The sequence below is a fragment of the Kitasatospora sp. NPDC058184 genome (assembly GCF_042883725.1).
In the GTDB taxonomy this organism is placed as follows: domain Bacteria; phylum Actinomycetota; class Actinomycetes; order Streptomycetales; family Streptomycetaceae; genus Kitasatospora.
This window is the reverse complement of the sequence record NZ_JBHVVE010000003.1, coordinates 280708-306642: the sequence shown is the minus strand read 5'-3', so window position 1 is coordinate 306642 and position 25935 is coordinate 280708. Positions and strand designations below refer to the sequence as shown.

General features: G+C 71.9%; 31 protein-coding genes. 12 read left to right on the top strand and 19 right to left on the bottom strand.

Going from position 1 to position 25935, the window contains the following annotated elements:
* Nucleotides 1-78: 78 nt before the first annotated feature.
* Nucleotides 79-3198: a phosphocholine-specific phospholipase C gene (locus ACFVXH_RS07785; protein WP_380781264.1), complete on the bottom strand. Its 3120-nt coding sequence runs from the start codon at nt 3196-3198 to the stop codon at nt 79-81.
* A gap of 280 nt (nt 3199-3478) precedes the next feature.
* Here ACFVXH_RS07785 and ACFVXH_RS07780 point away from each other — a divergent pair, with 280 nt between their 5' ends.
* Nucleotides 3479-4129 carry a CatB-related O-acetyltransferase gene (locus ACFVXH_RS07780; RefSeq protein ID WP_387821652.1) on the top strand — a complete coding sequence of 217 codons (651 nt, stop codon included), beginning with the start codon at nt 3479-3481 and terminating at the stop codon, nt 4127-4129.
* A gap of 97 nt (nt 4130-4226) precedes the next feature.
* Here ACFVXH_RS07780 and ACFVXH_RS07775 read toward each other — a convergent pair whose 3' ends face one another.
* The 4 genes from ACFVXH_RS07775 to ACFVXH_RS07760 all read right to left on the bottom strand — a co-directional run bounded on the left by ACFVXH_RS07775 (nt 4227) and on the right by ACFVXH_RS07760 (nt 9025).
* A complete protein-coding gene (locus ACFVXH_RS07775; RefSeq protein WP_074005344.1) occupies nt 4227-4529 on the bottom strand; it encodes a hypothetical protein in 303 nt (100 codons plus the stop codon).
* A complete protein-coding gene (locus tag ACFVXH_RS07770) occupies nt 4526-5011 on the bottom strand; it encodes a hypothetical protein (RefSeq protein ID WP_053112619.1) in 486 nt (161 codons plus the stop codon). Before ACFVXH_RS07770 ends, ACFVXH_RS07775 begins: the two co-directional genes overlap by 4 nt.
* Nucleotides 5012-5157: 146 nt before the next feature.
* On the bottom strand, nt 5158-8139 hold the full coding sequence (locus ACFVXH_RS07765) for a BTAD domain-containing putative transcriptional regulator (RefSeq protein WP_387821301.1): 2982 nt from the start codon (nt 8137-8139) through the stop codon (nt 5158-5160).
* Nucleotides 8140-8287: 148 nt separating this feature from the next.
* Nucleotides 8288-9025 carry a DUF4232 domain-containing protein gene (locus ACFVXH_RS07760; protein WP_387821298.1) on the bottom strand — a complete coding sequence of 246 codons (738 nt, stop codon included), beginning with the start codon at nt 9023-9025 and terminating at the stop codon, nt 8288-8290.
* A 187-nt stretch (nt 9026-9212) separates the two neighbouring features.
* Between ACFVXH_RS07760 and ACFVXH_RS07755 the strand changes: the two genes are divergently transcribed.
* From ACFVXH_RS07755 to ACFVXH_RS07740, 4 genes are all read left to right on the top strand, one after another.
* Nucleotides 9213-10697, top strand: a complete 1485-nt coding sequence (locus ACFVXH_RS07755; protein WP_387821295.1) for a helix-turn-helix domain-containing protein — start codon at nt 9213-9215, stop codon at nt 10695-10697.
* A 171-nt stretch (nt 10698-10868) separates the two neighbouring features.
* Complete coding sequence (locus tag ACFVXH_RS07750; protein WP_387821292.1) at nt 10869-12290, top strand: uracil-xanthine permease family protein; 1422 nt, start codon at nt 10869-10871, stop codon at nt 12288-12290.
* 151 nt (nt 12291-12441) lie between these two features.
* The gene (locus tag ACFVXH_RS07745; RefSeq protein ID WP_387821289.1) at nt 12442-13173 is read left to right on the top strand and encodes a hypothetical protein; all 732 of its coding nucleotides are present in this window, start codon (nt 12442-12444) and stop codon (nt 13171-13173) included.
* A 206-nt stretch (nt 13174-13379) separates the two neighbouring features.
* Nucleotides 13380-14534 carry a nucleotidyl transferase AbiEii/AbiGii toxin family protein gene (locus ACFVXH_RS07740; RefSeq protein WP_387821286.1) on the top strand — a complete coding sequence of 385 codons (1155 nt, stop codon included), beginning with the start codon at nt 13380-13382 and terminating at the stop codon, nt 14532-14534.
* Nucleotides 14535-14631: 97 nt separating this feature from the next.
* Here the strand turns inward: ACFVXH_RS07740 and ACFVXH_RS07735 are convergent, their stop codons facing one another.
* The 14 genes from ACFVXH_RS07735 to ACFVXH_RS07670 form a co-directional block, all read right to left on the bottom strand.
* On the bottom strand, nt 14632-15066 hold the full coding sequence (locus ACFVXH_RS07735) for a peptidase inhibitor family I36 protein (RefSeq protein ID WP_387821283.1): 435 nt from the start codon (nt 15064-15066) through the stop codon (nt 14632-14634).
* Between the two features lie 56 nt (nt 15067-15122).
* Nucleotides 15123-15563, bottom strand: coding sequence for a peptidase inhibitor family I36 protein (locus ACFVXH_RS07730; RefSeq protein WP_074005336.1), 441 nt, complete (start codon nt 15561-15563; stop codon nt 15123-15125).
* A 47-nt stretch (nt 15564-15610) separates the two neighbouring features.
* Nucleotides 15611-16039, bottom strand: a complete 429-nt coding sequence (locus ACFVXH_RS07725; RefSeq protein WP_387821280.1) for a peptidase inhibitor family I36 protein — start codon at nt 16037-16039, stop codon at nt 15611-15613.
* 287 nt (nt 16040-16326) lie between these two features.
* On the bottom strand, nt 16327-17715 hold the full coding sequence (locus tag ACFVXH_RS07720; RefSeq protein ID WP_387821277.1) for an alpha/beta hydrolase: 1389 nt from the start codon (nt 17713-17715) through the stop codon (nt 16327-16329).
* A 141-nt stretch (nt 17716-17856) separates the two neighbouring features.
* Nucleotides 17857-18090 carry a DUF397 domain-containing protein gene (locus ACFVXH_RS07715; protein ID WP_380744461.1) on the bottom strand — a complete coding sequence of 78 codons (234 nt, stop codon included), beginning with the start codon at nt 18088-18090 and terminating at the stop codon, nt 17857-17859.
* 4 nt (nt 18091-18094) lie between these two features.
* Entirely contained in the window at nt 18095-18307 is a 213-nt protein-coding gene (locus ACFVXH_RS07710; RefSeq protein ID WP_380744459.1) for a DUF397 domain-containing protein, read from the bottom strand.
* A gap of 10 nt (nt 18308-18317) precedes the next feature.
* On the bottom strand, nt 18318-18533 hold the full coding sequence (locus tag ACFVXH_RS07705; RefSeq protein ID WP_380744469.1) for a DUF397 domain-containing protein: 216 nt from the start codon (nt 18531-18533) through the stop codon (nt 18318-18320).
* Nucleotides 18534-18563: 30 nt separating this feature from the next.
* Nucleotides 18564-18791: a DUF397 domain-containing protein gene (locus ACFVXH_RS07700; RefSeq protein WP_380744457.1), complete on the bottom strand. Its 228-nt coding sequence runs from the start codon at nt 18789-18791 to the stop codon at nt 18564-18566.
* Nucleotides 18784-19014 (bottom strand): DUF397 domain-containing protein, encoded by a 231-nt coding sequence (locus ACFVXH_RS07695; RefSeq protein ID WP_117485058.1) that lies wholly within the window; start codon nt 19012-19014, stop codon nt 18784-18786. The genes ACFVXH_RS07700 and ACFVXH_RS07695 overlap by 8 nt, the downstream gene beginning before the upstream one ends.
* A gap of 55 nt (nt 19015-19069) precedes the next feature.
* Entirely contained in the window at nt 19070-19279 is a 210-nt protein-coding gene (locus ACFVXH_RS07690) for a DUF397 domain-containing protein (protein ID WP_380744454.1), read from the bottom strand.
* Nucleotides 19269-19517 carry a DUF397 domain-containing protein gene (locus ACFVXH_RS07685; protein ID WP_380744452.1) on the bottom strand — a complete coding sequence of 83 codons (249 nt, stop codon included), beginning with the start codon at nt 19515-19517 and terminating at the stop codon, nt 19269-19271. The genes ACFVXH_RS07690 and ACFVXH_RS07685 overlap by 11 nt, the downstream gene beginning before the upstream one ends.
* A 4-nt stretch (nt 19518-19521) precedes the next feature.
* Entirely contained in the window at nt 19522-19728 is a 207-nt protein-coding gene (locus ACFVXH_RS07680; protein WP_117485061.1) for a DUF397 domain-containing protein, read from the bottom strand.
* Between the two features lie 145 nt (nt 19729-19873).
* Nucleotides 19874-20086 (bottom strand): DUF397 domain-containing protein, encoded by a 213-nt coding sequence (locus ACFVXH_RS07675; protein WP_380744450.1) that lies wholly within the window; start codon nt 20084-20086, stop codon nt 19874-19876.
* Nucleotides 20083-20913 (bottom strand): helix-turn-helix transcriptional regulator, encoded by an 831-nt coding sequence (locus ACFVXH_RS07670; protein WP_117485065.1) that lies wholly within the window; start codon nt 20911-20913, stop codon nt 20083-20085. The genes ACFVXH_RS07675 and ACFVXH_RS07670 overlap by 4 nt, the downstream gene beginning before the upstream one ends.
* 138 nt (nt 20914-21051) lie before the next feature.
* On the opposite strand from ACFVXH_RS07670, the gene ACFVXH_RS07665 reads away from it, so the two are divergent.
* The 7 genes from ACFVXH_RS07665 to ACFVXH_RS07635 all read left to right on the top strand — a co-directional run bounded on the left by ACFVXH_RS07665 (nt 21052) and on the right by ACFVXH_RS07635 (nt 25755).
* On the top strand, nt 21052-21243 hold the full coding sequence (locus tag ACFVXH_RS07665; RefSeq protein WP_387821269.1) for a hypothetical protein: 192 nt from the start codon (nt 21052-21054) through the stop codon (nt 21241-21243).
* 14 nt (nt 21244-21257) lie between these two features.
* Nucleotides 21258-21746: an NUDIX domain-containing protein gene (locus tag ACFVXH_RS07660; protein ID WP_387821266.1), complete on the top strand. Its 489-nt coding sequence runs from the start codon at nt 21258-21260 to the stop codon at nt 21744-21746.
* A gap of 110 nt (nt 21747-21856) precedes the next feature.
* The gene (locus ACFVXH_RS07655) at nt 21857-22291 is read left to right on the top strand and encodes an ATP-binding protein (RefSeq protein WP_387821263.1); all 435 of its coding nucleotides are present in this window, start codon (nt 21857-21859) and stop codon (nt 22289-22291) included.
* A gap of 14 nt (nt 22292-22305) precedes the next feature.
* A complete protein-coding gene (locus ACFVXH_RS07650; protein ID WP_387821260.1) occupies nt 22306-22854 on the top strand; it encodes a hypothetical protein in 549 nt (182 codons plus the stop codon).
* 530 nt (nt 22855-23384) lie between these two features.
* The gene (locus ACFVXH_RS07645; protein ID WP_387821257.1) at nt 23385-23546 is read left to right on the top strand and encodes a hypothetical protein; all 162 of its coding nucleotides are present in this window, start codon (nt 23385-23387) and stop codon (nt 23544-23546) included.
* Nucleotides 23547-23623: 77 nt separating this feature from the next.
* The gene (locus ACFVXH_RS07640; RefSeq protein WP_387821254.1) at nt 23624-25183 is read left to right on the top strand and encodes an asparagine synthase-related protein; all 1560 of its coding nucleotides are present in this window, start codon (nt 23624-23626) and stop codon (nt 25181-25183) included.
* Between the two features lie 47 nt (nt 25184-25230).
* A complete protein-coding gene (locus ACFVXH_RS07635; RefSeq protein WP_387821252.1) occupies nt 25231-25755 on the top strand; it encodes a GNAT family N-acetyltransferase in 525 nt (174 codons plus the stop codon).
* Nucleotides 25756-25935: the final 180 nt, after the last annotated feature.

The window sequence follows — 25935 nt, the reverse complement described above, 5'->3', positions numbered from 1 at the left end:
GGGGCCGCCGGTACGGGTCGGGCCCGCCCGGGCGCGGTGGCTCGGGCGGGCCCGGTAGGGCTGGAGGGGCCGGCGGGGTCAGTCGGTGACGGGGCGGGTGTCGAGGCGGATGTGGTCGACGGCCCAGTACCAGTTGTTGCCGGCGTCGTACATGCGGAACCGGAGGGTCACCGAGCGGGCTCCGGCGGGGACGGCGAGGCTGCGGGTGATCCGGGTGTTCTGGACGTCCTTGCCGGCGTTGTCGTTGCCGGTGGCGTCGGAGCTGTAGGCGAGCAGGCGGGTCTCGGTGCCGTTGTCGAAGACGGCGGTGACGGAGGCCTTCTGCGGGGCCTCCTGGCGGTAGTGGGAGTCGAAGGCGAGGTGGAGGGTGTCGGTGCCGGCCGGGATGGCGACGGCGGGCGAGACCAGGGTGGAGTCGAAGACGCCCTTGCGGGAGGGCGAGCCGGTGTCGTCCCAGTCGTCGGGGTCGGCGACGGCGACGACGCCCAGGGCGCGGGTGAAGTTGCCGCGGTCCTGGGCGCCGAGGGCGGCCCATTCGCGCTTGGTGTGGAAGGTCCAGCCCTGGAGGCGGACGGTGCCCTGGGGCATGGCGGGGGCGTTGACCACTGTCCAGCCCTTGGGGGCCTGGGCGGTCCAGCCGAGCAGGCCGGATTCCGGCTTGAGGGCGTCGGCGAGGGATTCGAAGTCCTCGTCGAGGAGGTGGCCGGTCATCGCCGGGGCGGGGCGGGCGGCGAGTTCGCCGTCGGCGAGGGCGAGGCGGCCGTCGGCCTGGGCGCGGGCGGTGACCAGCAGGCGGTGGGTGGCGCCGGCGGGCAGTTGGGCGGGCGGGGTGACCTGCCAGACGGCGGTGGCGGTGGCGCCGGCGGCGAGCTTGTCGGGTGCGGCGGTGACGGTGGTGGCCGTCCAGCCGGGCGGGAGCAGCGGCTGGGTCTCCAGGCGGGTGAGGGCGGTGGTGGCGGTGAGGGTGGCGGTGACGGTGGCGGGGCGGCCGGGCAGCAGGACGGGTTCGTCGATGGTGGTGGAGGCGGCGCCGAGGGCGAGGTCGACGGTGAGGGGGTCGGCCAGGCCGAGGGCGGGGTCGGTGACGGTGCGGTCGTCCCAGGGGAAGCGGCCGGCGATGCGGCGGCGGAAGGCGAGGTCGCCCTGGACGGCGACGGCGACGTCGTACCAGCCCTCGGGGCCGACCTTGAGGTTGACGGTGCGGTCGTCGCCGGCCGCGACCCGTACCTCGCGCAGGCCGTCGCCGTAGGCGAGGTCGCCGACGAGGAAGGTCTGGGCGGTGCGCGAGCGGTTGATGACGTCGACCTCCAGCACCTTGCCGCCGCCCTCCTCGGAGAGGGAGACCTCGTAGCCGGAGGCGGTGTCGCCGCGCAGGTGCCACAGGGCGCCGTCGGGGCCGTGGACGCGCAGGTCATAGCCGGCCGGGCCGACCTTCCAGACGTCGGACAGGCGGCTCCTGGCGGCGACGGTGTAGTGCTTGGGGGCCTCGCCGGGGGCGGGGTAGACGGCGAAGACGGCGCCCTGGCGGCCCTGGTTGACGAAGTCGAGGGTGAGTTCGTCGCCCTTGAGGCGGGGCTTGACCAGCAGGTTGTAGGGGGCGGGGCGGGAGGAGCGGGTGCCGCGCTGCTGTTGGGGGAAGGTCTGCGGGCTGGGCACGGTGGGGGCGGGGAGCTTGCCGGTGTCGTCGACCTTGCGGCGGTTGCCGCTGGTGTCGGGCAGCTGCGGCCAGGCGGGGTTGCGGCCGGAGAAGTCGAAGACGTTGGTGAGGTCGCCGCAGACGGCGCGCCGCCAGGGGCTGATGTTGGGTTCCTGGACGCCGAAGCGCTGTTCCAGGAAGCGCAGGACGGAGGTGTGGTCGTAGACGGTGGAGTCGACGACGCCGCCGCGGGTCCACGGGGAGACGACGACCATCGGCACCCGGACGCCCAGGCCCATCGGGTAGGGGCCGGAGACCAGGGTCTCGCCGGCGGGGAGGGTGGCGGACCAGCCGAGGGTGCCGTCGGCGGCCTTGACCCGGTACTTCCCGTCCTGGCCCACCACCCGGTGGTAGGTGGAACCGCCCTTGGCGACGCGGACGACGACCTCGCCGTCGACCGGGACGTTGGACTTGCCGCGGCCGTCGGCCAGCGGCGGGACGGGCGGCAGCTGGTGGTCGAAGAAGCCGCCGTGCTCGTCGTAGTTGAGGATGAAGACGGTCTTCTGGAACACCTCGGGCTTGGCGGCGAGCGCGGAGAGCAGCCGGGCGGTGAGGTGTTCGCCGTTCGGCGGCGCGTAGTTGGCGTGCTCGGACAGGGCGGCGGGGGCGACGATCCAGGAGACCTGCGGGAGGCGGTCGGCCTGGACGTCGGCGGTGAAGGCCTCGACGAGGGCGTCGCCCATGGCGAACGGGTCCTTCGCCTTGGCCGGGTCGCCGACGGCGCGCATGCCGCGCTCGTACAGCGGCTCGCCGGGCTTGGCCTTGACGAAGGGGGTGAACCAGGCGAGGGCGTTGTCGTCGAAGTTGTCGAGGGCCTGGTAGGTCCTCCAGCTGACGCCGGCCTTCTCCAGGCGCTCGGCGTAGGTGGTCCACTCGTAGCCGCCGGGGATCTCGGTGTTGTCGGTCACCGGGGTGTCCCGCACGGTGCCGCCGCTGGTGCCGGTCATCGCGTGGTCGCGGTTGGTGTTGGTGTTGCACTGCGTCGAGGAGTAGTAGGCGTCGCAGACCGTGAACACCGAGGCGAGGGCGTGGTAGAAGGGCATGTCGGCGGACTCGTAGTAGCCCTGGCCGAGCCAGCCGGAGGAGCGGCGGGTGACGGAGCCGTCGGCGCGCCCGTCGTTCCAGGCGCTCATCGAGTCGCCGTAGCCGAAGGACGGCGCGCCCTGCTGGTAGGCGCTGGTGTGGGCGGCGTTCATCGCGAAGGGCAGCAGGTAGCCCTCCTTGCGGCCGGGGTCGGGCTGGTGGAACACCGAGCGGCCGTCGACGCCGCGTACGGCGGTGCGGTCGCCGAAGCCGCGCACGCCCGCCAGGGTGCCGAAGTAGTGGTCGAAGGCGCGGTTCTCCTGCATGAACACCACGACGTGCTGGATGTCCGCCAGCCGTCCGGGCCGGGCCGGTGCGGCGAGGGCCTGCTGGACGCTGATGGGGAGGGCGGACAGCACCGCGGCCGCCGCCGCGCCGCCGAGGACGCTGCGGCGCGACAGTTCGGGCTTCGGACTCATGGGGGTGGGGCTCCTTGCTGACGGACCGCGGGTCTTCGGTACGGGGGCCGGCCGCGCGGTTCGGACCGGACCCGTTATGTGTACGAGACCGAGGTGGACGCGGCCGTGGTGTCCGATGACCGGTCGATGACCGTCAGGAGGCTCCGAGCTGTACAGACAACTTGACGTCATTTGATCAAGGAAGGGGGCCGGTGCGGGGAAACCCGCCGGACCGCCGCGCCGTCCGATGGATCATGGAACCCCTGATGTCCCGTCAACACGAGAGCGGTGCCCCCTGGTGATCCCCGCCGTGCCCGACCCGACCGTGCTGCACCCCTTCCCCGAACAGCCCCGGGTGGTGCTCCTCAAGCCGCTGCTCACCTCGCCGCTGATCGAGGTCGGCGAGTACTCGTACTACGACGACCCGGACGACCCGACGGCCTTCCAGACCCGCAACGTGCTCTACCACTACGGGCCGGAGAAGCTCGTCATCGGGAGGTTCTGCGCCTTCGCCACCGGGGTGCGGTTCGTCATGAACGGCGCCAACCACCGGATGGACGGGCCCTCCACCTTCCCCTTCCCCATCATGGGCGGCTCCTGGGCCGAGCACCTCGACCTGGTCACCGGCCTGCCCGGGCGCGGCGACACCGTCGTCGGCCACGACGTGTGGCTCGGCTACCGCGTCACCGTCATGCCCGGGGTGCGCATCGGCCACGGCGCGGTCGTCGCCGCCGGATCCGTCGTCACCTCCGACATCCCCGACTACGCCGTCGCCGGCGGCAACCCGGCCAAGGTGATCCGGTTGCGGTACGACGAGGCCGACATCGCCCGCCTGCTGGATCTCGCCTGGTGGCACTGGCCCGCCGAGCACCTCACCCGCCACCTGCGCACCGTCATGTCCGGCACCGTCGACGAGCTGGCGGCCGCCGCCCCCGGCATGCCCGGCGCCTGATCCCGCGTACGGTGCCGGGCCCGCGGCCGGGGCCGCTCCCCCGCCGCGGGCCCGTCGCCGTCCCCCGGCTGCGGCCGTCCTCGGGCCGCGGCCGTGCTCAGGCCGTGGCGGGGCGGTGGAGCCGGCGGGCGGCGGTGCGGATGGCGAGGGTGTACGGGGCGTCCAGGGCGCGGGTGCGGGCGTCGAGGTCGTGGAAGGGCACCAGGGCCCGGTGGGTGTCGTCGGTGGTCTGGGTCCAGGCCGTCCAGGCGTTGTGGACGTCCTCGTCGGTGACCTGCTCGCCCTTGGCCTGCAGCAGCACGGCGTAGAGGCGGAACAGGTCGTCGGCGCCCTCGGGGGGTCTGGCCTCCGTGGGCAGGCAGGAGCGGATCAGGTCGGCGATGGGGTCGAGGTGGCTCATACGGCCAGTGTGCCGCTGACGAGCGTGCCGGTGAGCAGGATCAGATGGGCCGCCGCGAATATCATCGGCACGAGCCGTTCCGTGGTGCCGAGTTCGGTGTAGTGCCGGTGGCGCCGGCCGGCCGCCGCGGTGTTCCTGAGGGCGTCCCACTCGTCGGTGTAGATCCGCGCGGACAGCTTCTCCTCCAGGCTGTTGATGACCTGGAACTTGGCGCCGTTGAGGTCCCGGTAGCTGCGCAGCTGCATCCACCAGGCGCCGGACAGGGTGATGCCGGCCAGCGCGACGGCGGTCGGCACCCACCACGGGGACTCGGACAACTTCGGTATGCCGAAGCCGATCAGGGTGACCAGCGCGGTCTGCACGGACAGGAAGAAGGTGTTGGCGCTGCCCCGGCGGGCCGAGACCCGGTCGGCCATCTCCACGGCGAGCAGGTACAGCTCCAGCAGTTCGGACCGACGGTTCGGCTCCGGCGGCGTGGTCATCGCGCATCCCCCTCGGGCAGGTGGTGTGCCGGCTTCGCCCGCTGCCCGGGCTTCCCCCGTTGTGTCCATCCTTCCCTTCGGGCGGGCCCGCCAGTGCTGCGCGGTGGCGGGGACACCGGCGGTGGGGAGGGTCAGCGCGGGTCCGGTCAGCGCGGGTAGGTCGACGGCCGCGCGTACGCCGGGCCGCCGGGGGCGGTGGCGTGCACGGCCGTGCCGGGCGCGACGGCGCCGGCCACGGCGGCGCCGCCGTCCGACAGGGCGCGCAGCGCGGCGCCCGCCTCCGACTCGCCCTCCCCGTACTGGTGCGCGCGGGCGGTGCGCAGCGCGGCGCCGAGGTGGCGGGCGGCCTCCTCGGGGTGGCCGGTGGCGGCCAGGGCGCGGCCGTAGAGGGTCTGCAGGACCACCCGGCGGGTGACCGGGAAGGGCGGTTCGGCGACGGCCAGGCCGCGGGCGGCGTGCTGGGCGGCCTCCTCGTGGGCGCCGGCGGCCAGGCACTCGTGGGCCAGGTGCTGGCGGGCGAGGCCGACGAGGTCGGCGCGGCCGGCCCGTTCGGCCAGGGACAGGGCCTTCAGCAGCAGGCCGTGCACCCGGGCCCGGCCGGCGTGGTCGCCGTGGCGGGCGAGCGCGACGGCGTGGTTGACCAGGGCGACGGCCTGGGCGCAGCCGTCGCCGGCCCGGGCGGCGAGGTCGGGGGCGCGTTCCAGGTGGTCGAGGGCCTGGTCGGGGCGGCCCTCCTCCAGCAGGACCCAGCCGAGCAGGGCCCGGGCGCGGGACTGGGCGCCGGGGTCGCGGTCGGCCTCGGCGGCGGCCAGGCCGTGTTCGAGCAGCGGTGCCCAGCCGTCCCGGACCTGCCAGACGATCAGCGGCCACTGGAGCAGCACCAGGCGCCAGGCGCGGTCGTGCAGTCCGGCGGCGACGGCCGCCTCGACGGCGCCGCGCAGGGTGTCGCGTTCGGCGGCGTACCAGGCGAGGGCGCTCGCCCGGTCGGGGAAGGGGCGGACCTCGGCGGGGCGTCGGGTGCCGGGCGGCAGGGCGCAGCACGGTTCGCTGCCCGGTTCGGCGGCGGCGCAGGCGGTGAGGAGGGTGTTGAGCAGGTGGTCGAGCAGGCGGGGCAGCACCTGGGTGTCGGTGTCGCCGGGCAGGCTGCGGGCGTAGAGGCGGACCAGGTCGTGCAGGGTGTAGGCGTCCCGGCCGATCTGCACGATCAGGTGGGCGGTGGCCAGTTGGGCCAGGGCGGCGGCGGCCTCGTCGGGGCGGCAGCCGGCCAGGGCGGCGGCGGTGCGGCTGTCGAGGGTGGCGCCGGTGTGGGCGCCGAGGCTGCGGAACGTCCGGCGGGCGGGTTCGCCCAGGTGCTGGACGGTCAGGGCGAGCGCGGCGGCGACGCTGGTGTCCTCGACGTCGAGGAGGTCCAGGCGGTCCTGCTCGTCGGCGAGTTCGTCGGCGAGGGCGGCCAGCGCGCGGGCCGGGCCGGTGGCCAGGCGGGCGGCGGCCAGCCGCAGGGCCAGCGGCAGGCCGTCGCACAGGTCGGCCAGGCGGGCGGCGGCCTCGGGTTCGGCGGCGACCAGGTCGGGGCCGAGGGTCGCGGCGAGCAGGGTGACGGCCTGCGGGGAGGAGAGTTCGGCGAGCGGCACGGGGCGGGCGGCGTCGGAGGCGACCAGGCCGCCGAGCCGGTCGCGGCTGGTGACCAGGGTGACGCAGTCGTCGCCGTCGGGCAGCAGCGGGCGCACCTGGTCGGAGCGGCGGGCGTTGTCCAGGACGATCAGCATCCGGCGCCCGGCGGTCAGTTCGCGGTAGCGGGCGCCCATCGCCTCGGCGGTGGCGGGCATCCGCTCGACGGGCAGGCCCAGGGCGAGCAGCAGTTCGCGCAGGACGGCGGCGGTGTCGCGCTCGGGCAGCGGGCTGTGGCCGCACAGGTCGACGAAGAGCCGGCCGTCGGGGAAGTCCTGGTGGCGGCGGTGCGCCCAGGACAGGGCGAGGGTGGTCTTGCCGACGCCGGCGCCGCCGGTGAGCAGGGCGACGGCGCCGGGGGCGGCGGTGGCCCGGTCGAGCGCGGCCAGTTCGTCCTCCCGGCCGGCGAAGCCGCGCGGGCGGCGGGGGAAGGGCCAGGGGGTGTGCTGCGCGGCGGTGGCGGCGGGTGCTGCCGGGGGGCGGGCGGTGACCGGTGCGGGCGCGGGTACGGGTGCGGGTGCGGGCCGCTGGTCGGGGACGGAGGCCAGGCCGCCGACGGTGGGGACCCGCGTGGGCGGCACGGGCTCGAACGCCGGCCGGTCGAAGGCCAGGCGGTCCGGCGGTTCCTGGTCGCTCGGGTGCCGGGCGGGCGGCACCCGGTCGGAGCGGCCCGGCGGCAGGGCGGGGCGCGGGGCGGCGTCGGGGCGGCTCGGCGGGGCGTCGGTGCGCAGCAGGCGGGCGTAGGCGTCGGTGAGTTCCGGTCCGGGGTCGATGCCGAGTTCCTCGGCCAGGGCCCGGCGGGTGCGGTGGAACCAGTCGAGGGCCTCGGAGCGGCGCCCCGCGCGGCCGAGCGCGTGCATGAGGTGGGCGACCAGCGGTTCCCGCAGCGGGTCGGCGGTGGCCTCGGTGTGCAGCAGGCCGGCGGCCGCGCAGTGGTCGCCGAGCCGGCCGTGGGCGCGGGCCAGGTCCTCGACGGCGGCCAGTCGCCGTTCCTCCAGGGCCCGGGCGGCGGACTGCAGCGGCAGGCCGGCGGTGGTGCCGGCCAGGGCGGGGCCCCGCCACAGGGCGAGTGCCTCGCGCAGGTCGGCGGCGGCCCGGGCGGCGTCGTCCAGGGAACGGGCGCGGGCCACCAGGCGGTCGAACCGTACGGTGTCCACGGCCTGGTCGGGTGTCCGCAGCCGGTAGGCGCCGTTGTCGGTGACGAGTTCGACGCCGGCGGCGGGGGCGTCGTGGGCGGTGAGCAGGGAGCGCAGCCCGGAGACGTGGTTGTGGATGACGGTGCGCGAGTGCCGGGGCGGTTCCTCGTCCCAGAGGGTCTCGGTGAGCCGCTCGACGGTGACCGGTGCTCCGGGGTTCAGCAGGAGCATGGCCAGCAGGCTGCGGCGCTTGGCCGATCCGGCCGGAAGCTCGCGGCCGTCCGCGGCCACCACGGCCACCGAGCCCAGCAGTCGGAACTCCACGCACCCCCCTTGGATCAGATGTATATGACAAGCATATGACAGCACGCGATCCGTCGGTCGCGGAGCGTCGCCCACGAACGGGCGGGGCGGCGCACCGCGGGCGGCGGGGCGGCGGGCACCGGCCCCGCCGCCCCGCCTGGTCCGGGGACTACGAGGTGACGGCGTCGTCCATGGACTGCTGCCAGTAGCTGACCTTGAGCGAGTCGTCGATGTACAGACCCTTGGCGGGCAGCGAAGGGTTGCTTCCCGCGCCGACGCTCTCGTTGCCGGAGGGGCCGTGGAAGTAGACGGCCAGCGAGGTCTCGGTGCGGCCGTGGGCGCCGCTGCCGTCGGTGGCGGACAGGTTCACCGAGGCGTAGCCGGACTCGCCGGGCTTGAGCGTGACGACGGCCTGCGGCTTGGAGTCCTCGATGACCGGCGGCACCGACTGGGCCTCGCCGAAGCGCACGGCCGGGTAGCCGTAGAGGTAGCAGGGGGCGCTGCCGGTGTTGGTGACGGTCAGCAGCAGGTGGTTGACCGGGCGGGTCAGCGGGGCCGCGACGGTCTTGGTGACGGAACCCTCGCAGGTGACGGCCTTGCCGTCCGCGGGGCTCGGCGGCTTCGGGGCGGCGGGGGCCTTCGCGGAGGGCTTGGCGGAGGCGGGCGAGCCGGTCTGGGCCGGGGCGCCGGTCGCGGCGGGGGCGCCGGTGGCGGGTGCGGGGGCCGGGGCGGGGGCGCTCGCGGCGGGCGGGGCGGTGGGCGCCGGGGAGTTCGCGGAGGTCCCCTTGCCGCCCGCGTCCGCCGCGTCGTCGTTGCACGCCGTCAGGGTGAGCGCGGCGAGCGCGGCGGCCGCGACGGCGGCCAGGAGGCGGGTGCGGGAGGTACGGGCGGTGCGGATGCCGGGCATGTGGGCGTGGCCTCTTCGAAGATCGTTCGGTGTGGTGCTTGGATGACCGGAGCCTGCCCGGTGCTCCGTCCCAGCCGCCACGGTCAACGGCCGGTCAGGGACGCTGGGACACTGGGAGGGGCCCTGAGCAGGGGGGATGCCGGGGCCCTGGAACACGGGGATGAGACATGGGGGTTGGACGATGGGAATGCCGCACGCGACGGGGAGCCCGGCGGCGGACGATCTCGCGGCACTGCTGGGGGAACTGAAGGAGCGTTCGGGGCTCAGCTACGGGACGCTGGCCAAGCGCCTGCACCTGAGCACCTCGACGCTGCACCGCTACTGCATCGGCGCCGTGGTGCCGCCCGAGTTCGCGCCGCTGGACCGCCTGGCGCGGCTCTGCCGGGCGACGCCGCAGGAGCTGATGGAGCTGCACCGGCGCTGGATCCTGGCCGACGGGGCGCGCCGGGCCCGGCCGGGGCAGGAGGCGGGGGCTCCTGTGCCCGCCGCCGACGCCGCGCCTGCGGCCGACATGCCCGCTGCCGCCGCACCGGAGCCCGTACGGGACGCGGACGCCGGCCCGGCGCCGGAGGGGACGCCGCTGCCCGGGCCGCCGGAGGGCGGGGAGGACGAACCGGTCGCCGTCGGCGTGCTGTCCGGGAGGGACGTGCCGCCCGGGGGGCCCGCGCCGTGGCGGGGCCGGCGCGGAGTGCTGCTGGCCGCCGTCACGGCGGCGGCCGTGCTGGGGGCGGTGGCGTTCAGCCTCGTCCCCTCCGGCGGGCACGGGAGCGGCGGCGGGAGCGCGGACGCGGCCGCCGACCAGCGCCCGGTCGGCGCCGCCGAGGCGGCCGCCACCGACGCCGGGCAGCCGGACGGGGCCGGGCCCTCGACGCCGGGCGCCTCCGCGTCCACGCCCCCGGGCGAGGCGGGCCAGGCACCCGCCGTCGCCCCCTCGTCCTCCGACTCCGCGCCCGGCACCGCAGCCGGTCCCGGCCTCACCAGCTCCGACCCGGCCGACGCCGCCACCGACGGCCCCGGCGTCTCCGCGAGCGGCTCCCCGGCTGGCGCCTCCCCCAGCGCCACCGCCACCGCCGACCCGTCGCCGCTGAGGATCGCGACCCGCCCCTACGTCTACGAGAACCCGTGCTACCAGCACTTCCTCGTCAACAGCCCGCCCCAGCAGGTCGGCCCGCCCGCCAACGAGCCGGAGGCACCGCGCTGGGCCGCCGCGTACGGGGCGGTCGCCTCCGGGGAGCAGCGGGTCGCGCTGACCGTCCAGGGCACCGGGAAGGACACCGTCGTCCTGGAGGCACTGCACGTACGGGTCGTGACCAAGGGCGCGCCGCTCCCCTGGAACGACTACGCGATGGGGGTGGGCTGCGGCGGCGGGGTGGAGAGCGCCTCCTTCGACATCGACCTGGACAGCGGCAGTCCGACGGTCACCACCCGGGGCGGGCAGCGCTCCTTCCCGCGCAAGGTCAGCGAGTCCGATCCCGAGGTCTTCTACGTCACCGCGCGCACCCGGGCGCACGACGTGCGCTGGGAGCTGACCCTGGACTGGTCCAGCGGCGGGCGCAAGGGCACGATGCGCGTCGCCGCGGGCAACACGCCGTTCCGTACCAGCGGGGCCACCGGGCGGCCGGGCTACGACTACCCGTTGGGCGGCAGCGAGTGGGAGCGCCGGCCGCGCTGAGCCCTTGGCAGCCGCGCCGGGCGGGCCGGGACCAAGCGGAGGAACCGACTCCGACGGCTGTTACCACACGTCCGCGCAGCTCACGCGCGGGCCGGGTGATCGCCAGGGCACCCGGCGGCCACCACAATGGTGCGGACAGTTCCTCGGAAGTACAGAGAAAGCGAAACACCCATGGATCTCGGCGTGCGCTGGAAGCTGCACGGTGACGGGCGTACGCCCGCGCCGGGGGCGGTGGTCCGTCCCGACGAACGGCTCTCCTGGCCCCGCACGGTAGGCCTCGGCGCCCAGCACGTGGTGGCGATGTTCGGGGCGAGCTTCGTGGCGCCCGTGCTGATGGGGCTCGACCCGAACCTCGCGATCATGATGTCCGGCGTGGCGACCGTGATCTTCCTGCTGGCCACCAAGGGCCGGGTGCCCAGCTACCTGGGCTGCTCGCTGTCCTTCGTGGGCGTGGCGGCGGTGATCCGGGCGCAGGGCGGCACCAGCGCGACGGTGACCGGCGCGGTGTTCGTGGTGGGCGTGGTGCTGTTCCTGGTCGGGGTGGCGGTCCAGCGGTTCGGGGCGCGGATCATCCACGCCGCGATGCCGCCGATCGTCACCGGCGCGGTGGTCATGCTGATCGGCTTCAACCTCGCCCCGGTGACCGCCTCGACGTACTGGCCGCAGGACCAGTGGACGGCGCTGCTGGTGATGCTGTTCACCGGTCTGGCCGTGGTGTGCCTGCGCGGCTTCTGGTCGCGGGTGGCGATCTTCCTGGGGCTGCTGTTCGGGTACGGGATCTCCTGGCTGTTCGACCAGGTCTTCGGGAAGATCCACTCGGTGGACGGCGGCGGCCACATGACCGACCACTGGCGCCTGGACCTGTCGGGCGTCGGCAAGGCGGACTGGATCGGCCTGCCGACCTTCCACGGCCCGTCCTTCCAGTGGTCGGCGATCCTGGTGGCGCTGCCCGTGGTGATCGCGCTGGTCGCCGAGAACGCCGGGCACGTCAAGGCGGTCGGCGAGATGACCGGCTCCAACCTGGACGACAAGCTGGGCACCGCGATCTCGGCGGACGGCGTCGCCTCCATGCTCTCCACCGCGGTCGGCGGCCCGCCGAACACCACGTACTCGGAGAACATCGGCGTCATGGCCGCCACCCGGGTCTACTCGACGGCGGCGTACTGGGCGGCGGCCGGCTTCGCCCTGCTGTTCGGCCTGTGCCCGAAGTTCGGCGCGATCGTGGCCGCGATCCCCGGCGGGGTGCTCGGCGGGATCACCGTGATCCTGTACGGCATGATCGGCCTGCTCGGCGCGCAGATCTGGACCAAGTCCCAGGTGGACCTGCGCAACCCGCTGAACCTGGTGCCGGCCGCGGCGGGCATCATCATCGGCATCGGCAACGTGTCGCTGAAGTTCACCGACACCTTCAGCATCAGCGGCATCGCGCTCGGCACGCTGGTCGTCATCACCGGCTACCACGCGCTGCGGGCGCTGGCGCCGGCGCACCTCAAGACGCAGGAGCCGCTGCTGGACGAGGGCACCTCCTCGTACGACGAGAACGCGGAAGGCGCTGAGGGCGCCGGGGGAACCGGGGCACCGCGCACCCCGTAACGGACGGGAGCGGGGCCGGGTTCACCCCGGAGGACGGCCGGCGGAAGTGACCGAAAAGCACTTCCGTCGGCCGTTTCGTCTGGCCGGGCGGGCCGGTTGCTGGTCGAATCACTGCTCGCTCGTATCGGCCACTCATCCCCCCGGGAGAGGCATGTCCCCTCTGACCCACCGCCGCAAGGCCGCCACCGCGGCCGCCGCCCTCGCCACGCTGGCGCTCACCTGCGGCCAGGCCTCCGCCAGCAGCCCCGCCGCCGACGCGGGCAAGGTCCTGTGGACGCCGAGCACCAGCACGGGCCCGTCCTCGTTCAAGGCCGTCCAGTGCGCTTCCGGCAACTTCAAGGTGGTGAAGGACTCCGTGAAGGGCAGCGTGTGGCGGGCCTTCCAGGCCGCCGGCGAGGAGCGCTGCGAGACGCTCAGCCCGGACCTGAAGGAGGGCGACACCTTCTACCTGGGCTGGTCGTCCAAGGTGGACATCAAGGACACCAACAGCCGGTACGTCTTCCAGCTGAAGTGCTCGCCGAGCACCGACACGGCCAACCACCCGATCGAGATCGACATCGTCAACGGGCGCGTCCGCCTCCAGGAGTGGGACACCGCCCACGTGTCGCACTCCCTGTGGACCGCGCAGACCACCAACAACACCTGGCACTCGTACGCGCTGAAGATCCGCCTGGGCCGCACGGACGGCACCATCGACTTCTGGTTCGACGGCGTGAAGCAGACGTTCACCACGGGCTCGGGCACGTTCAAGGGCACCACCTGGGACGGCGACCGCAACTACCTCAAGTGGGGCTCGTACCACCCCTCCACGGGCGACGCGACGAACACCTTCACCAGCCCGGTGATGGCCACCACCCTGGAGGCGGCCACCGCCGGCTCGTGAACAGCCGTGGGCCCGGACCGCGCCGGACGCGGTCCGGGCCCACTGTCCGGCGGAGTCCTGGTCGCCCGCCCCGCAGGCGAGTTCGCGCACGTACCGGCGCGTTGCCCGCCCGGGCAACCTTTGCTGCCCGCCCGTACCTGGCACTGGTTCGCCCCCGCCCAGTATCAAGGAGGAGTCGACCGCCCCGCGCCCGTGGAGAGCCTTCCTTGCACGATCACGAGACCACCAGAGCCACCGAGACAGGCGGCCGTACCCCCGCCCGCAAGCCCAGCCCCGCCCCGCCCACGCGGCTGCTCGGCCTCCAGGCCACGGTCGGCAACGCCGCGGTCGTCCAGATGCTCCGCCAGACCGGCCACTCCCAGGTCGGCCACTCCCAGGCCCGGCCCGAACAGCACCGACACACCGTCGGCCACGTCCCGGCCCGTCCTCCGGCCGCCGTCCAGCGCGCCGAAGGCGGATCGGACACCGACGCCGAATCCGAGTTCCGGCTGGGCGTCGCGGCCACGTTGGAACGGGTCATCAACGACGACGTCAAGGACCGGCTGGGTGTCAGCGGGCTGCACCTGAGCATCGGCGGCGGAGGCGGGGTGGCCGCGCTGAAGGCCGCACGGCCCGTCCAGGACCTCGATCTGCGGCTCCACATCGCCGACCCCGAGGGCCAGGACCCGGAGCTGCGCCGGCAGGTCGTCGCGTACCTCGAAGCCCTGCTGCAGGACGAAGCGGGCACGGACGCCAACGGCACGACGGTGAAGGGCACGTTCGGCGGGGCCGAGGTCAGCGTCACGCTGGGCAAAGTGCCCACGGAGACGCGGGACATGCAGGTGCACGAGAGCTCCGCCCGGGTCCCCCTGACGGTCGTGGCGCCGCTGCGCCTGTTCACGGACAAGGTGACCGCCTTCGCCATGCGCAAGGAGAAGGAGGGAGAGGTCCTGGCGGAGAAGCGGCAGAGGGACGCCCGTGACCTGCTGACCCTCTACTCGCAGATCACCGCCGAGGGGGAACTGGCGGACGTACTGGCCGAGAACGCGGACAACGACGAGCTCATCCACCACGGCCTGAAGAAAGCGGCCCAGTTCACGCAGGAACTGGGCCGCTACCGGAAGGACCACACGGGCGACTTCGAGCCCGCGGAGTGGGAGCGCCTCCGGGAGATCGGACGGACCCTGGAGAGGGTCGCCAAGGGTCTGCGCAAGTCCAAGGCCGAGCCCCCGGCGCAGCCGGCGAGCCCCTCCGGCACCACCCCGGCGGCCGTCGACGCCCCCACCGGCACGGATTCCGGCGCGATGACCAAGGCCGACCGCAAGGCCGCCAAGCAGGCCAGGCGGCAGCAGAAGCTGATCGAGCGGCCACCGACGGACTGAGGGACCCCGCCCCGGACCGCGGGCCCGGACCGCCGTGGATGCGGTCCGGGCCCGCGGCTTCACACGGCCGCGGGGGTCGGCCGGGTCCTGCGGCGGATCAGCAGTACTTGAAGGAGCTGATCTTGTCGTTGATCCACGACGGGAGGGAGGGCCACCGCTCCCAGGGGCCGATCCTGAACTCCAGGCCGCCGTAGTCGTTGTTCTCGTAGAAGCAGATGCTGCTCCCGGTATTGTTCACCACCGACGACGTGACGTCCTGCATCCCCGTCCACAGGCCGCCCTTCCGTTCCAGCTTGCCCATGTCGCTGATGTTCTGGTCCGAGGCGATCGCCGCGAACTTGCCGGTGGAGCCCGTGTTGCCGACGTAGCTGTTCTCGGTCCACAGGCAGACGTAGTTGGTGGGGCACGCGCCGGCGCCCTGACCGATGCCGAGGATCGTGTTGGCGCTGGCGGAGCCCGACACGGTCACGACCAGTCCGACGGCGGCGGCCGCGCACAGGCCGAGCCTGGTCATCTTCTGGGAAAGCTTCATGACGATCCGTTCAGGTCGAGGTGGGGAGTCGAGGTGGGGGTCGAGGCGATGAGGGGTCAGCAGTACTTGAAGGAGCTGATCTTGTCGTTGATCCACGATGGGACGTAGGGCCAGTGCTCCCCAGGGCCGATCTTGAACTCCAGGCCGGTGTACCAGTTGTTCTCGTAGAAGCAGATGCTGCTCCCGGTGTTGTTCAGCACCGACGAGGTGATGTCCTGCATGCCCTTGTCCCCACCGGAGCTGCGCTTCTGGAGCTTGCCCATGTCGCCGGTGTCCTGGTTCGACGCGAAGGAGCCGAACTTCGCGTCGTTGATGGTCCCGCCCCGGATGAAGTTGGCCTCCGACCACAGGCAGACGTAGCCGTCGGGGCACGACCCGGCCCCGTGGCCGATGTCGTAGACGTTGGTGGCACTCGCGGAGGTCGCCCCGGTCACGATCAGGCCGACGGCGGCGGCGGCGGACAGGCCCAGCTTGGCCAGGTTCCTGGAGAGCTTCATGACGATCCGTTCAGTTCGAAGAAAGGGGGAGGAGGGGGAGGGGCAGGTCAGCAGAACTTGAAGGAGCTGATCCTGTCGTTGATCCACGACGGGACGGAGGCCCACTTCTCCCAGGGGCCGATCTTGAACTCCAGGCCGCCGTAGTTGGTGTGCTCGTAGAAGCAGATGCTGCTCCCGGTGTTGTTCACGACCGAGGAGGCCTCGTCCGCCATGCCCTTCCAGCGCCAGAGCTTGCTCTCGAACTTGAACTTCCCCAGGTCCGCGATGTTCTCGTTCGCGCCCACGGCCCCGTAGTCGACCCCGCCCTTCGGGTTCCCCACGATGTAGTTGTTCTCGCTCCACAGGCACACCCAGTTGGCGGGGCACTTGCCGGGACCGGTCTCGATCGAGGTGAGGATGTCGGCGCTCGCCGTCGTCGTCGTGGCGGCGAGCACCCCGGCCACCGTGGCGGCACCCACCGCGAGCCTCGTCGCCATTCGCCGCAGGTTCATCATGATGGTCTCCTCTGCTCTTCAACTGCCCAGGGGGCGCTCCGACGTTCGTTCGCGGAGCAGCACCACTGTGGCGGCGAGGGCAGAAAGGACGCATCGGTCATCCGACTGCATGGGGAACCGGCGCCGGTGACCTAGTCGATGACCTAGTCGGACCGTCGGCGTCCGGAGGCATAGGCAGCGTGGCCCGCGGACGCCGACAGGGCCCGGACCGCGGTGGCTGCGGTCCGGGCCCCGGGCTTTCCGTTCCCCGGCTGCTTCGGCTGCTTCGGCTACTTCAGCAGGAAGTCGTACACCGCCTGCCGTCCGGCCGGGTTCGCCGCCCGGTTCTGCACCGAGTGCGCCGCACCCGGGACGATCACGATCTGTGGGTCGTGCGCCAACTTCGCCTGCTCGTAGAGCAGTTCGTACGGCGTCGCGATGTCGCGGTCGCCGCCGAGCAGCAGCACCGGCACGTTCGGCAGCTTGCGGTGGGCCGGCGGGATCGGCGGCACCGGCTCGCGCGGCCAGTCCAGGCAGACCAGGAGGCTGCCGAGTCCGGTCGCCGTCGCGGGGTCGTACGGCCAGGTCTGCTCGGCGGTCAGCCGCTGCCGGGTGCGCTCCAGCGCCGCCGCCCGGCCCTCGACGGGGGTGTCGGTGCTGCCCCACGGGAAGCGCGCGTCCGCGCAGACGGTGGCGGAGTGCAGGCCCTGGCTGAGGTCCTCCGCCGGTGCGGCGTCGACCACCTGGTGGACGAGGTCGAAGAGGTCCTGGAGCTTGGCGGGCTGCCCGGCGGCGGCCTCGTGCAGCGCCTCCGGGACCCCGCCGAAGTCCGGGTCGATGAACTCGTAGCCGGTGAGCGCGCTCAGGACCTGCACCCCGTTGCCGTACCGGCGGACGGTGGCGGCGAGGTCCGCGGCCGGGTCGGTGGTGCAGCCGGTGGCCTGGCAGGCGGCCCGCAGCACCCGGGCGGTCGCGGGCATCGCCGCCAGGTCGAGGGGGTCGAAACCCCCTGGCGGCGCCACCGAGTCGAGCACCAGCCTGGCTACGCGGGACGGGTGGGCGAGCGCGTACCGCTCGGCGACGATGGTGCCGTACGAGACGCCGTCCAGGGTGAGGCGCCGGGCGCCGAGGGCACGGCGCAGCAGGTCGATGTCGGCGACGGTGTCGGCGGTGCTGTAGAAGCGGGCGTTCGGACCGAGGGCGGCGGCGCACTCGGCGATCGACTGCTTGCGCGGCACGGCGAGGTCGGAGGAGCCCATGTCCTCCTGGAGGCCGGGGCACTGGAGTGCGCCCCGGCCGGTGCCGCGCTGGTCGTACATCACCAGGCGGTAGTCCTTGAGGACGGGCTCCAGCTTGCCCGCCATCTGCCGCACCGTCGGGACGCTGGCCTGGCCGGGGCCGCCGGAGAGGAACAGCAGGTCGCCCTTGGGGGCCTTGGTGTTGCCGCCGACGGCCACGGCGAGGTCGAGGGTGCCGGGGACGGCGCCGCTGTGGTCCAGCGGGACGGTGAGGGTCCCGCAGGTGAACTCGGGCGCGTCCGGACAGGGTGCCTGCCCGGTGATCCCGCCGCCTGGCCTGTCCGTGGCGGCTGCGGGGGTGGCGGGGGTGGCCAGGGTGGTGCCGGCGACCACCGCGACGGCGCCCAGCAGAGCGGCGATGCGGCCGCGCGTGCTCGTCATGTGAGTCCTTCCGCTCGCACCGCGCCCGTGCGACGCGGTCACGGAAGCAGCCTGCGCCCCAGGGCACTTCGATGGCGAGCACCCGGGCGGGATTCGCCCGGGGAGCGAGCCGTCACGACCCGGACGGCCCCCTGTTGCCGATCAGCCCCGAACCGGGAACTCGCCCGCTTTGACGGCATCGAGGAAGCTCTGGAACGCCGCCGGGGTGAACTCCAGGACAGGGCCACGCCGACACTGCTTCGTGTCGCGCACCGGGATGGCGCCGGTCACGGTCCGGCCGACCTCGACGCAGTTGCCGTTCTCACTGCTGCTGTAGCTCGACTTGGCCCAGCAGTAGCCGCCCTGGTCGAGGGTGGTGCCGTCGTGCATCGTCATCCCCTCAAAGTACGTCGAACTCGCCGCTGCGGACAGCAGCGACGAACGACACCCAGGCCTCCGCCGGGAAGACGAGGACCGGACCCTGGGGATCCTTGGAGTCTCGGACCGGCATCGATTCTCTAGAGCCACGCGCAACCTCAAGGCAGTCGCCGCCTTGCTGGCTGTGCGTCGACTTGACCCAGGAAGCGCCGGACAGATCTCGGCGGTCGGCCATGGCATTCCCCTCAAAGTACGTCGAACTCGCCACTGCGGACCGCAACGACGAACAGCTCCCACTCCCTGACCGGAAAGACGAGGGCCGGCCCCTCCGGATCCTTGGAATCCCGGACCGGCATGATGCCCGGGTACCCGTCCGCCACCTCGACGCAGCCGCCCCCACCATTGCTGTACGTGCTCTTCCGCCACCCGGCGCCGGCAAGGTCAAGATCCATAGCACTCATCTTCCTTCCGCGCCCGATCGTCCTCACCCGTCACAGCTGAACCGGGAACTCGCCCGCTTTGACCGCGTCGAGGAAGCCCTGGAACGCCACGGGGGTGAACTCCAGGACGGGGCCGCGCCGATGCTGCTTGGTGTCGCGCACCGGGATGGCGCCGGTCGCGGTCCGGCCGACCTCGACGCAGTCGCCGTTCTCGCTGCTGCTGTAGCTCGACTTGGCCCAGCAGTAGCCTCCCTGATCGAGGATGGTGCCGTCACCCATGGTCATCCTCTCGGAGTTCGCCGAACTCGCCACTGCGGACAGCGGCGACGAACGACACCCAGGCCTCGGCCGGGAAGATCAGGGCAGGGCCATGGGGGTCCTTGGAATCCCGGACCGGCATCAGTTCACGGAAGCCACGCGCGATCTCAAGGCAGTTGCCACCTTGCTGGCTGTACGTCGACTTGACCCAGGAAGCACCGGACAGATCTCGGCGGTCGGCCATGGCATTCCCCTCAAAGTACGTCGAACTCGCCGCTGCGGACCGCAACGACGAACCGTCACAGCTGAACGTCGAACTCACTACTGCGAACAGCGGCGACGAACGACGTCCAGGCCTCAGCCGGGAGGACAAGAGCCGGCCCCTCCGGATCCTTGGAGTCCCGGACCGGCATGACACCCGGGTAGCCGTCCGCCACCTCGACGCAGTCACCCCCGTTGTTGCTGTATGTGCTCTTCCGCCACCCGGCGCCGGCAAGGTCAAGTTCCATCGCACTCACAGCCCTTCCGGAACTCGCCCGCTTTGACCGCGTCGAGGAAGACCTGGAACGCCGCCGGGGTGAACTCCAGGACAGGGCCGCGCCGGTGCTGCTTCGTGTCGCGCACCGGGACGGTGCCGACCGGGGTCCGGCCGACCTCGATGCAGTTGCCGTTCTCACCAGCCGAGTAGCTGGACTTGGCCCAGCAGTAGCCGCCCTGGTCGAGGGTGATGCCGTCGTGCATCGTCATCCCCTCAAAGTACGTCGAACTCACGACTGCGGACAGCGGCAACGAACAACTCCCACTCTTTGACCGGAAAGACGAGAGCCGGCCCCTCCGGATCCTTGGAGTCCCGGACCGGCATGACACCCGGGTAGCCGTCCGCCACCTCGACGCAGTTGCCCCCGTTGTTGCTGTACGTGCTCTTCCGCCACCCGGCGCCGGCGAGGTCAAGTTCCATGACCCTCCCGTGCCCTCCCCCGCTCACGCAAAAACGCTCGGCTGGGAACCCCCAGCCGAGCGTTTGGCTGCCTCTTCACGGCCTGAGCCTGGTAGACGATGCCCCTGGAACCGCCCCCAAGCAGGGGCCGCCTTCGGGCTCCGATTCAGACGTCGCCGAACTCGCCACTGCGGACAGCGGTGACGAACGACTTCCAGGCATCGGCCGGGAAGACGAGAGCCGGACCCTCGGGGTCCTTGGAGTCACGGACAGGGGCCAGGCCAGGGAAGTCTGGAGCCACCTCGACGCAGGTACCGCCATTGTTGCTGTAACTGCTCTTGAACCATGCGGCGTCGGACAGGTCTACAGGGGAGTTCATGACGTTCCTCTCACGCCTTGCTTGCGGATCTTCTCCAGTGACGCAGCCTTCGGCAGGGCTTCCACCTGGAGCTGATGGTAGTCCCGTTCCCAGGCCTGAGCCGTATCAGCGTCCCGCGCGAGGAAGCCGCGCAACTGGCACTCCGAGTATGCCAGGAGTGATCGATCCGCCATGGTAAGCAGCGTAACAACCATGGTGAACGGCAACTCTTCCGCAAGCGAGAACGGCGCTACCTGGATGGTGATGTTCGGACGGCTCGCGAGGTCTTCAAGATGCGCCAGCTGCCGAGCCATGACCTTGGACCCTCCTACCGTTCGCAGGAGGGCTCCTTCGTCCAAGACGAAGTGCAGGCGCGCCGTTGACCGCTGGCCAAGCAGCCTCTGGCGTGTGGCCAGGAAGTCGAGTCGATCTGCCGCCTGCTCCTCGGTGATGCTGCCGCGCCGTACGGCCGCCAACGCGAAGGCGTTGGCGTATTCCATGGTCTGGAGCAGGCCCGGAATGATGCCCAGCTCGAAGTGGGAGATACCCCGAGCTTTCGCCTCTTGCGCTGCGTACTCGGGGAACCCTTCCAGCAGCGACGACCCGTTGAGACTCCAGTACGTCAGTTCCAATGTCCCACCGGCATCGATGGCCTTGTCAGCCAAACGAACCCAGTCGAGTGTGGGATTGCGTGTCCCTCTTTCGAGGTTCGAAATCTGACTATCACTCAAGTTCGTTCGCCAGCCGAGTTGCGTCTGCGTCAGGCCTGCCGCCTTGCGCAGCTTGCGCAGTTGGGCCCCGAACGCCTTGAGGGGTGAAGCCGATGGATCCAGCTGAGACTCACGCATCGTCAGACCTCCACTGCTGCGCGAATTCCACACGGGTGAACTGTCAAGTGGGGAAGCCTTCCGATCGTAGCGGCCAAGGCGGCACTATGGCTACACCCGGTGACTCCCCGGGCGCACAGAGCAACCTGTGGAGATCTCATGCATCACGCACGGAATCCCGAACCTCTCCTCCAACTCCACGAAGCCAACCAGCACTTCGGCGATCTGGAGGACGGTGAGCCGCGCGAGAGCGTCTTCGCGGAGGCGACACTTCGGCCGCCCGGCCGCTGTCCCATCGACGAGCATCCGCTGCCGCCCGCCACCAATACCTCTTACCTGGAGCAGAGTTGAGCAGGACCCGCATCTTGACCAAACCCCCCGCCCGCCGGTCGGGCCAGCAGGTCTTCGCCCTGCGCGAGGACCCCGGCGGGTCGGGTGAACTCCTCGTCCTCCTGGTCGATCCCGTCTACCGGGACGGCCTGGCCCTCCCCGGCGGCAGCGCCGAGCAGGACGAGCTCCCCCACCTCGCGGCCCGCCGGCACCTCGAAACGGAGACCGGGCTCGTCCTGCCCCTCCGCACCATCCTCACCATCGACTACGTGCCCGCCGCCGAGTTCCCCGAGGGCCTCGACCTCGTCTACGCGGGCGGGATGCTCACGCCCCAGCAGGCCGAACTCGTCCGCCACCACCAGCCCCCGGAGGAGATCCACGCCCTCCACTGGGTCCCCCGGTCCGAACTCCGCAACGCCATGGCCGACGACCAGTACAGCCGCGTCGAGGACGCCTGGGACGCCTGGGAGCACGGCGACGGCCTCCCCCTCCTCATCCAGGGCGTCCCGGTCCCGGTCGGCTGACCAAGGCGACACCCCCCTGGCCAGACCGCCATGGGCGCGGTCCGGGCCCTCAGCAACAGTCGCGCACGGCGCACTCCCCCCGCACGCACCCTCCCCCGAGGTACTTCGCCATGCTCAAAACCCGCCGCCCCCGCATGTTCGTCGCGCGCCTCGACTCCCGCATCGAGTCCACGCCCCTGGCGCGCTACCTCCTCCGCGCGTACCTCTCCGGCCTGCCCTCCGGTGACCGGTACGCCGACACCGCCGAACTCCTCCTCGGCGAACTCTTCGCCAACGCCGTCCAGCACTCCGACGCGCCGGACGACCACCCCATCGAGATCCGCTTCACCCTCGTCAACTCCCGCCTCCGCCTCGAAGTCCACGACGCCGGCACCACCCACCCCACCCTCCGAGCCGCCGCGCCGGACGCCGAACACGGCCGCGGCCTGCTCCTCGTCAACGAACTCGCCGAACGCTGGGGCTGCTCCTCCCAGCCCGACGGCATCGGCAAGTACGTCTGGGCCCACATCGCCCCCACGCCCGCCCCCGCTCTCGTCACCGCCTGAAAGACCCAACCCCCATGCACCTCACGACCCTGGCCCGCCACGCCCTCTCCCGCGGCCGGACCCCCGCCGAGACGTACGCCCTCCTCGCCCGCCGCACCCGCAAGCCGTTGCCCTCCGCCCGCGCCGTCTGCCTCGCCCTCACCATCCCGCTCGCCGAAACCACCCGACGCCTCAACGACTGCTACGACGCCCTCCTCGCCGACCCCCACCCGAACTCCGAGACCGACACCGGCGAACTCCTCGAAGCCCTCGGCGTCTTCGACATCCCCAAGTCCCTCACCGACACCGAACTCACCATCGTCGACCACCTCCTCGCCGCCATCGACGCCCACGGCAGCCTCCGCCCCGGCCACCACCACGGCCTGAACCGCTGGTTCACCACCGGCAACCTCACCACCGCCTACCTCTCCCTCACCACCACCCACCCCATGCCCCGCACCGGCAACCCCACCCTCTACTGGACCACCCTCACCACCGCCGGCGAACTCCTCACCACCACCCACCCCGACACCCGCATCAAGTACGCCCTCGCCCACTGCCGCGCCCGAGCCACCCGACCCTGAGAACCCCACCACGCAGGAAGTCGGCGGGTCCGACTTCCTGCGCAGCGCAGTCCCCGGCCCGGATCAGCCGAGCGCGTCCAGCACCAAGCACACCGCCGTGGCTCGCCGGAAACCGGAAAGGCCGAAGGCCGCCCCAGGACCGTCCCCACCGCTGACCACGCACCCACGGCCGATTTCCCCGAGGTCATCAACTTCGTGTACGCGGGCGGGATGCCCACACCCCAGCAAGTCGAGACGGCAGCCCCCACAGGAGATCCGCGACGTCATAGCGGCTGGCCAACACAGCCGCGTCGAGAACGCCTGGTACGCCTGGGAGCACGGCGACGGCCTCCCCCGCCCCGTCCACGGAGTCCCTGCCCCGGTCGACTGGCCAAGGACTTCCACCCCCACGCCCCCAATGGCTCCGGCGTGCGCCCCAAGCCACGACGGAACGCTCTTGCCGCCAACCCCGCTATGGAAGAACCTGGTTGGCGCCCGAGCGGAGAGAGAACAGTCAGACGTTTCATCCGATCGAGAAGAAGGAGCCCGGCATGGTGCCCAGCACCGTCATGGATGAGCTGGCCGAGGTGACCCGCGAGTTGTTCGAGGGCGAGCCCGAGTACTACGTCGCCCCGACCACGGACCGCTACGCGTACAAGAAGAAGAGCGGGAGCAGCGACGCGCCGCAGACCTACGACTCGTTCGAGGTCTGAGCGCCGCGGGCCGAGGGCCGACCGCCCTTCCCCAGGGCGGTCGGCCCAACCTTGATGACACCTTGTGAGGGAAATCCATGCTCAAGCTGCGCATCCTTGCGGACGACATGCGCCATCCGTGGAAGTGGACCACCGGCCGATGGCTCAGCGGCAGTTCCTGGGTCGAACCCTTCTGCCACCCCATGACCGCCCAACACTTCTTGACGGACGGGAGACGTACGGCGCTCATCAACACGGCCTGCACCGTCGGGTCCCCTGAAGGCCTGACCCGCGTGCACGCTGCCAACGCCGCGCTGTACGACGAGGCCGTCGGCACGGTACTCGACCACAACGACGACTGGGTGATGGTCGAGACTTGCACGGACGGGCGAGTGCGCGTACTTACCGGCACGTCCGGTACTGCCCCGGTCTATCTCACCGCACGCCCCGACGCCCTCTACGGCTCCTGGGATCTGCTGGAGCTGCGCCGCCACAGCGTCAGCCTGGACGTCGTCGAGGTGGCACGGCGGATCTCGCTCTCGGCCCGCTACACGAACGCGACGTTCTGGTCGGATGTACATCTGCTCACCGAACGCGCCTGTGTTCTCTACACCCAAGGCAAGGTGTCCTTGCATCTACCCGAACCAGCCGAACATTCCAGGGCCCGGATACTCCGCGACGGAAGGTGCCCTGTCGACGCGTTCGATCAGTTGTTGAGCGGCACCATCAGACGGTCCCCCTGGAAAGCAGGCAGCACGGCCGTACAGCTCTCCGGCGGCATCGACTCCACGAACACCGCGCTCGCCCTCGGCAACGACGAACGCGGCTCCGGCCTCGTGGCAGCCGCCCTGATCCTGGACGGGGAGCGGGGAACGCAGCAGACTCGGCGGCGTCGGACCGTGATCGGCCATATCGATCGAGACTGGGCCGACGTAACCGTCCGTGCCGAGGACCACCTGCCCTACGCTCCCGGTTCGATTTTCGCGCAGCAGGTACCCGTGTCCCCCTATGGAGACCTCTACCTCGACGCCGTCGACGCCCTCCACACCCAACTGGAACAGCGAGGGGTGGAAGCGGTGTTCACGGGCATCGGCGGAGATGAGCTGATGGCGTTCACCAGTGCGGAGGCCCCACAGCGCTCTGTCCCCCTGTCACAGCTGCCGGCGTGGATCGGACCAGCGGCCCGTGAGGCGCTGCGCGATGTCGATGCGGGCATCACGCCCGCATCCGTCGTCCCCGAAACAGCGCTCATGGCAAAGGCCGGTGTGGCTCCTCCATTGCTCAAACGCGGCATGTGGCCAGTGCATCCGCTCACGGCTCCGGCCTTGGTCCGACTGTGCGAGTGGGCACCTGTTGACTGGCGCGAGGACAAACGGCTTCTCCGCACGCGCATCGACCGTCGCGGAATGGCGCCGGAGATCGCCCGACCACCGATCCCGGAGAACTTCGGCACCATCATGGCCCTCGCCATGAGCCAACACGGCGCCGGCCGCGTACGGCGGCTACTGGACGAGGGTTCCCCCCTGCTGGACGCCCGGCTTCTCGACCCGCAGGCCCTCCGTGCCGTCGCCGACCGCCTCGACAGCGGAGAGGCGCAACGCGCCGACCGGGAGGTGGTGTTCGCTCTGCTCGCTGATTCCGCAGTGACAATGCGTTGACCAGGACGAAGAACCATCACGCAGGAGAGGAGCCACCGGTGTTTCGGATGCGCGAGGCGATCGCGGCAGACGCTGCCGCGATCGCCGACATGATCCGCGAGCGTTCCCGCTGGTTGTCGGAGCGCGGGCTCGGCGAGTGCGAGGCGGCGGCCGACGAGTTCGGGGCCCAGGCTGCGAACCCCGCCATTCCCGTGTGGGTGCTGGAGCACCTGGAACGCGGTGTCGTCGGCTGCACGACGATCATGCGGGAGGACGCCCTACCCCCGTGGGGCTTCACGGACGAGGAACGTGCCGAGCCCAGCCTCTTCCTCACGACCAGCTTCACCCGGCCGAATCCCTACCGCCTCGGGCGCCTGCTCGCCTGGTGGGCCCTTGACCACGCTGCCGTGGACGGCATCCGCTGGGTGCGTCGCGGCACCGCCCAGGAGCAGTTGTCGCGCTACTACCAGCGGGGCCAGGGCTGGCAGCTGCTGCGCGTCGCCGATCTCCCCGAGGCGAAGGTCCACCTTCTCCAGCGCCGGGCCGAGCGCCTGCCGGAACTGCCGGGCCTCATGTCCGGGCGCGGACTGTAGGAGTCGACCCCAGGACGGCTGCTGACCGACACCACCGGCTGACGCCCGGGGCCCGGACCGCCATGCATGCGGTCCGGGCCTGGGCCTCGACCGTCCCGTGTCCCCACGTCTCTCCCCCGATCCGATGGGGGAGGGCGTCCTCCTGCTTCTTGTCGGGGCGTCCCGGTCCTGACCAGAACG

Coding starts and splice junctions, on each gene's coding strand:
- ACFVXH_RS07715 (WP_380744461.1), bottom strand. CDS start 18,090: ATGACGATGCACGACGGCACCACCCTCGACCAGGGCGGCTACTGCTGG.
- ACFVXH_RS07655 (WP_387821263.1), top strand. CDS start 21,857: ATGCTCAAAACCCGCCGCCCCCGCATGTTCGTCGCGCGCCTCGACTCC.
- ACFVXH_RS07720 (WP_387821277.1), bottom strand. CDS start 17,715: ATGACGAGCACGCGCGGCCGCATCGCCGCTCTGCTGGGCGCCGTCGCG.
- ACFVXH_RS07645 (WP_387821257.1), top strand. CDS start 23,385: ATGGTGCCCAGCACCGTCATGGATGAGCTGGCCGAGGTGACCCGCGAG.
- ACFVXH_RS07735 (WP_387821283.1), bottom strand. CDS start 15,066: ATGAAGCTTTCCCAGAAGATGACCAGGCTCGGCCTGTGCGCGGCCGCC.
- ACFVXH_RS07670 (WP_117485065.1), bottom strand. CDS start 20,913: ATGCGTGAGTCTCAGCTGGATCCATCGGCTTCACCCCTCAAGGCGTTC.
- ACFVXH_RS07640 (WP_387821254.1), top strand. CDS start 23,624: ATGCTCAAGCTGCGCATCCTTGCGGACGACATGCGCCATCCGTGGAAG.
- ACFVXH_RS07705 (WP_380744469.1), bottom strand. CDS start 18,533: ATGAGTGCTATGGATCTTGACCTTGCCGGCGCCGGGTGGCGGAAGAGC.
- ACFVXH_RS07675 (WP_380744450.1), bottom strand. CDS start 20,086: ATGAACTCCCCTGTAGACCTGTCCGACGCCGCATGGTTCAAGAGCAGT.
- ACFVXH_RS07650 (WP_387821260.1), top strand. CDS start 22,306: ATGCACCTCACGACCCTGGCCCGCCACGCCCTCTCCCGCGGCCGGACC.
- ACFVXH_RS07665 (WP_387821269.1), top strand. CDS start 21,052: ATGCATCACGCACGGAATCCCGAACCTCTCCTCCAACTCCACGAAGCC.
- ACFVXH_RS07730 (WP_074005336.1), bottom strand. CDS start 15,563: ATGAAGCTCTCCAGGAACCTGGCCAAGCTGGGCCTGTCCGCCGCCGCC.
- ACFVXH_RS07750 (WP_387821292.1), top strand. CDS start 10,869: ATGGATCTCGGCGTGCGCTGGAAGCTGCACGGTGACGGGCGTACGCCC.
- ACFVXH_RS07775 (WP_074005344.1), bottom strand. CDS start 4,529: ATGAGCCACCTCGACCCCATCGCCGACCTGATCCGCTCCTGCCTGCCC.
- ACFVXH_RS07770 (WP_053112619.1), bottom strand. CDS start 5,011: ATGACCACGCCGCCGGAGCCGAACCGTCGGTCCGAACTGCTGGAGCTG.
- ACFVXH_RS07745 (WP_387821289.1), top strand. CDS start 12,442: ATGTCCCCTCTGACCCACCGCCGCAAGGCCGCCACCGCGGCCGCCGCC.
- ACFVXH_RS07635 (WP_387821252.1), top strand. CDS start 25,231: ATGCGCGAGGCGATCGCGGCAGACGCTGCCGCGATCGCCGACATGATC.
- ACFVXH_RS07680 (WP_117485061.1), bottom strand. CDS start 19,728: ATGGAACTTGACCTCGCCGGCGCCGGGTGGCGGAAGAGCACGTACAGC.
- ACFVXH_RS07785 (WP_380781264.1), bottom strand. CDS start 3,198: ATGAGTCCGAAGCCCGAACTGTCGCGCCGCAGCGTCCTCGGCGGCGCG.
- ACFVXH_RS07760 (WP_387821298.1), bottom strand. CDS start 9,025: ATGCCCGGCATCCGCACCGCCCGTACCTCCCGCACCCGCCTCCTGGCC.
- ACFVXH_RS07755 (WP_387821295.1), top strand. CDS start 9,213: ATGCCGCACGCGACGGGGAGCCCGGCGGCGGACGATCTCGCGGCACTG.
- ACFVXH_RS07685 (WP_380744452.1), bottom strand. CDS start 19,517: ATGACGATGCACGACGGCATCACCCTCGACCAGGGCGGCTACTGCTGG.
- ACFVXH_RS07690 (WP_380744454.1), bottom strand. CDS start 19,279: ATGGAACTTGACCTTGCCGGCGCCGGGTGGCGGAAGAGCACATACAGC.
- ACFVXH_RS07700 (WP_380744457.1), bottom strand. CDS start 18,791: ATGGGTGACGGCACCATCCTCGATCAGGGAGGCTACTGCTGGGCCAAG.
- ACFVXH_RS07725 (WP_387821280.1), bottom strand. CDS start 16,039: ATGGCGACGAGGCTCGCGGTGGGTGCCGCCACGGTGGCCGGGGTGCTC.
- ACFVXH_RS07710 (WP_380744459.1), bottom strand. CDS start 18,307: ATGGCCGACCGCCGAGATCTGTCCGGCGCTTCCTGGGTCAAGTCGACG.
- ACFVXH_RS07695 (WP_117485058.1), bottom strand. CDS start 19,014: ATGGCCGACCGCCGAGATCTGTCCGGTGCTTCCTGGGTCAAGTCGACG.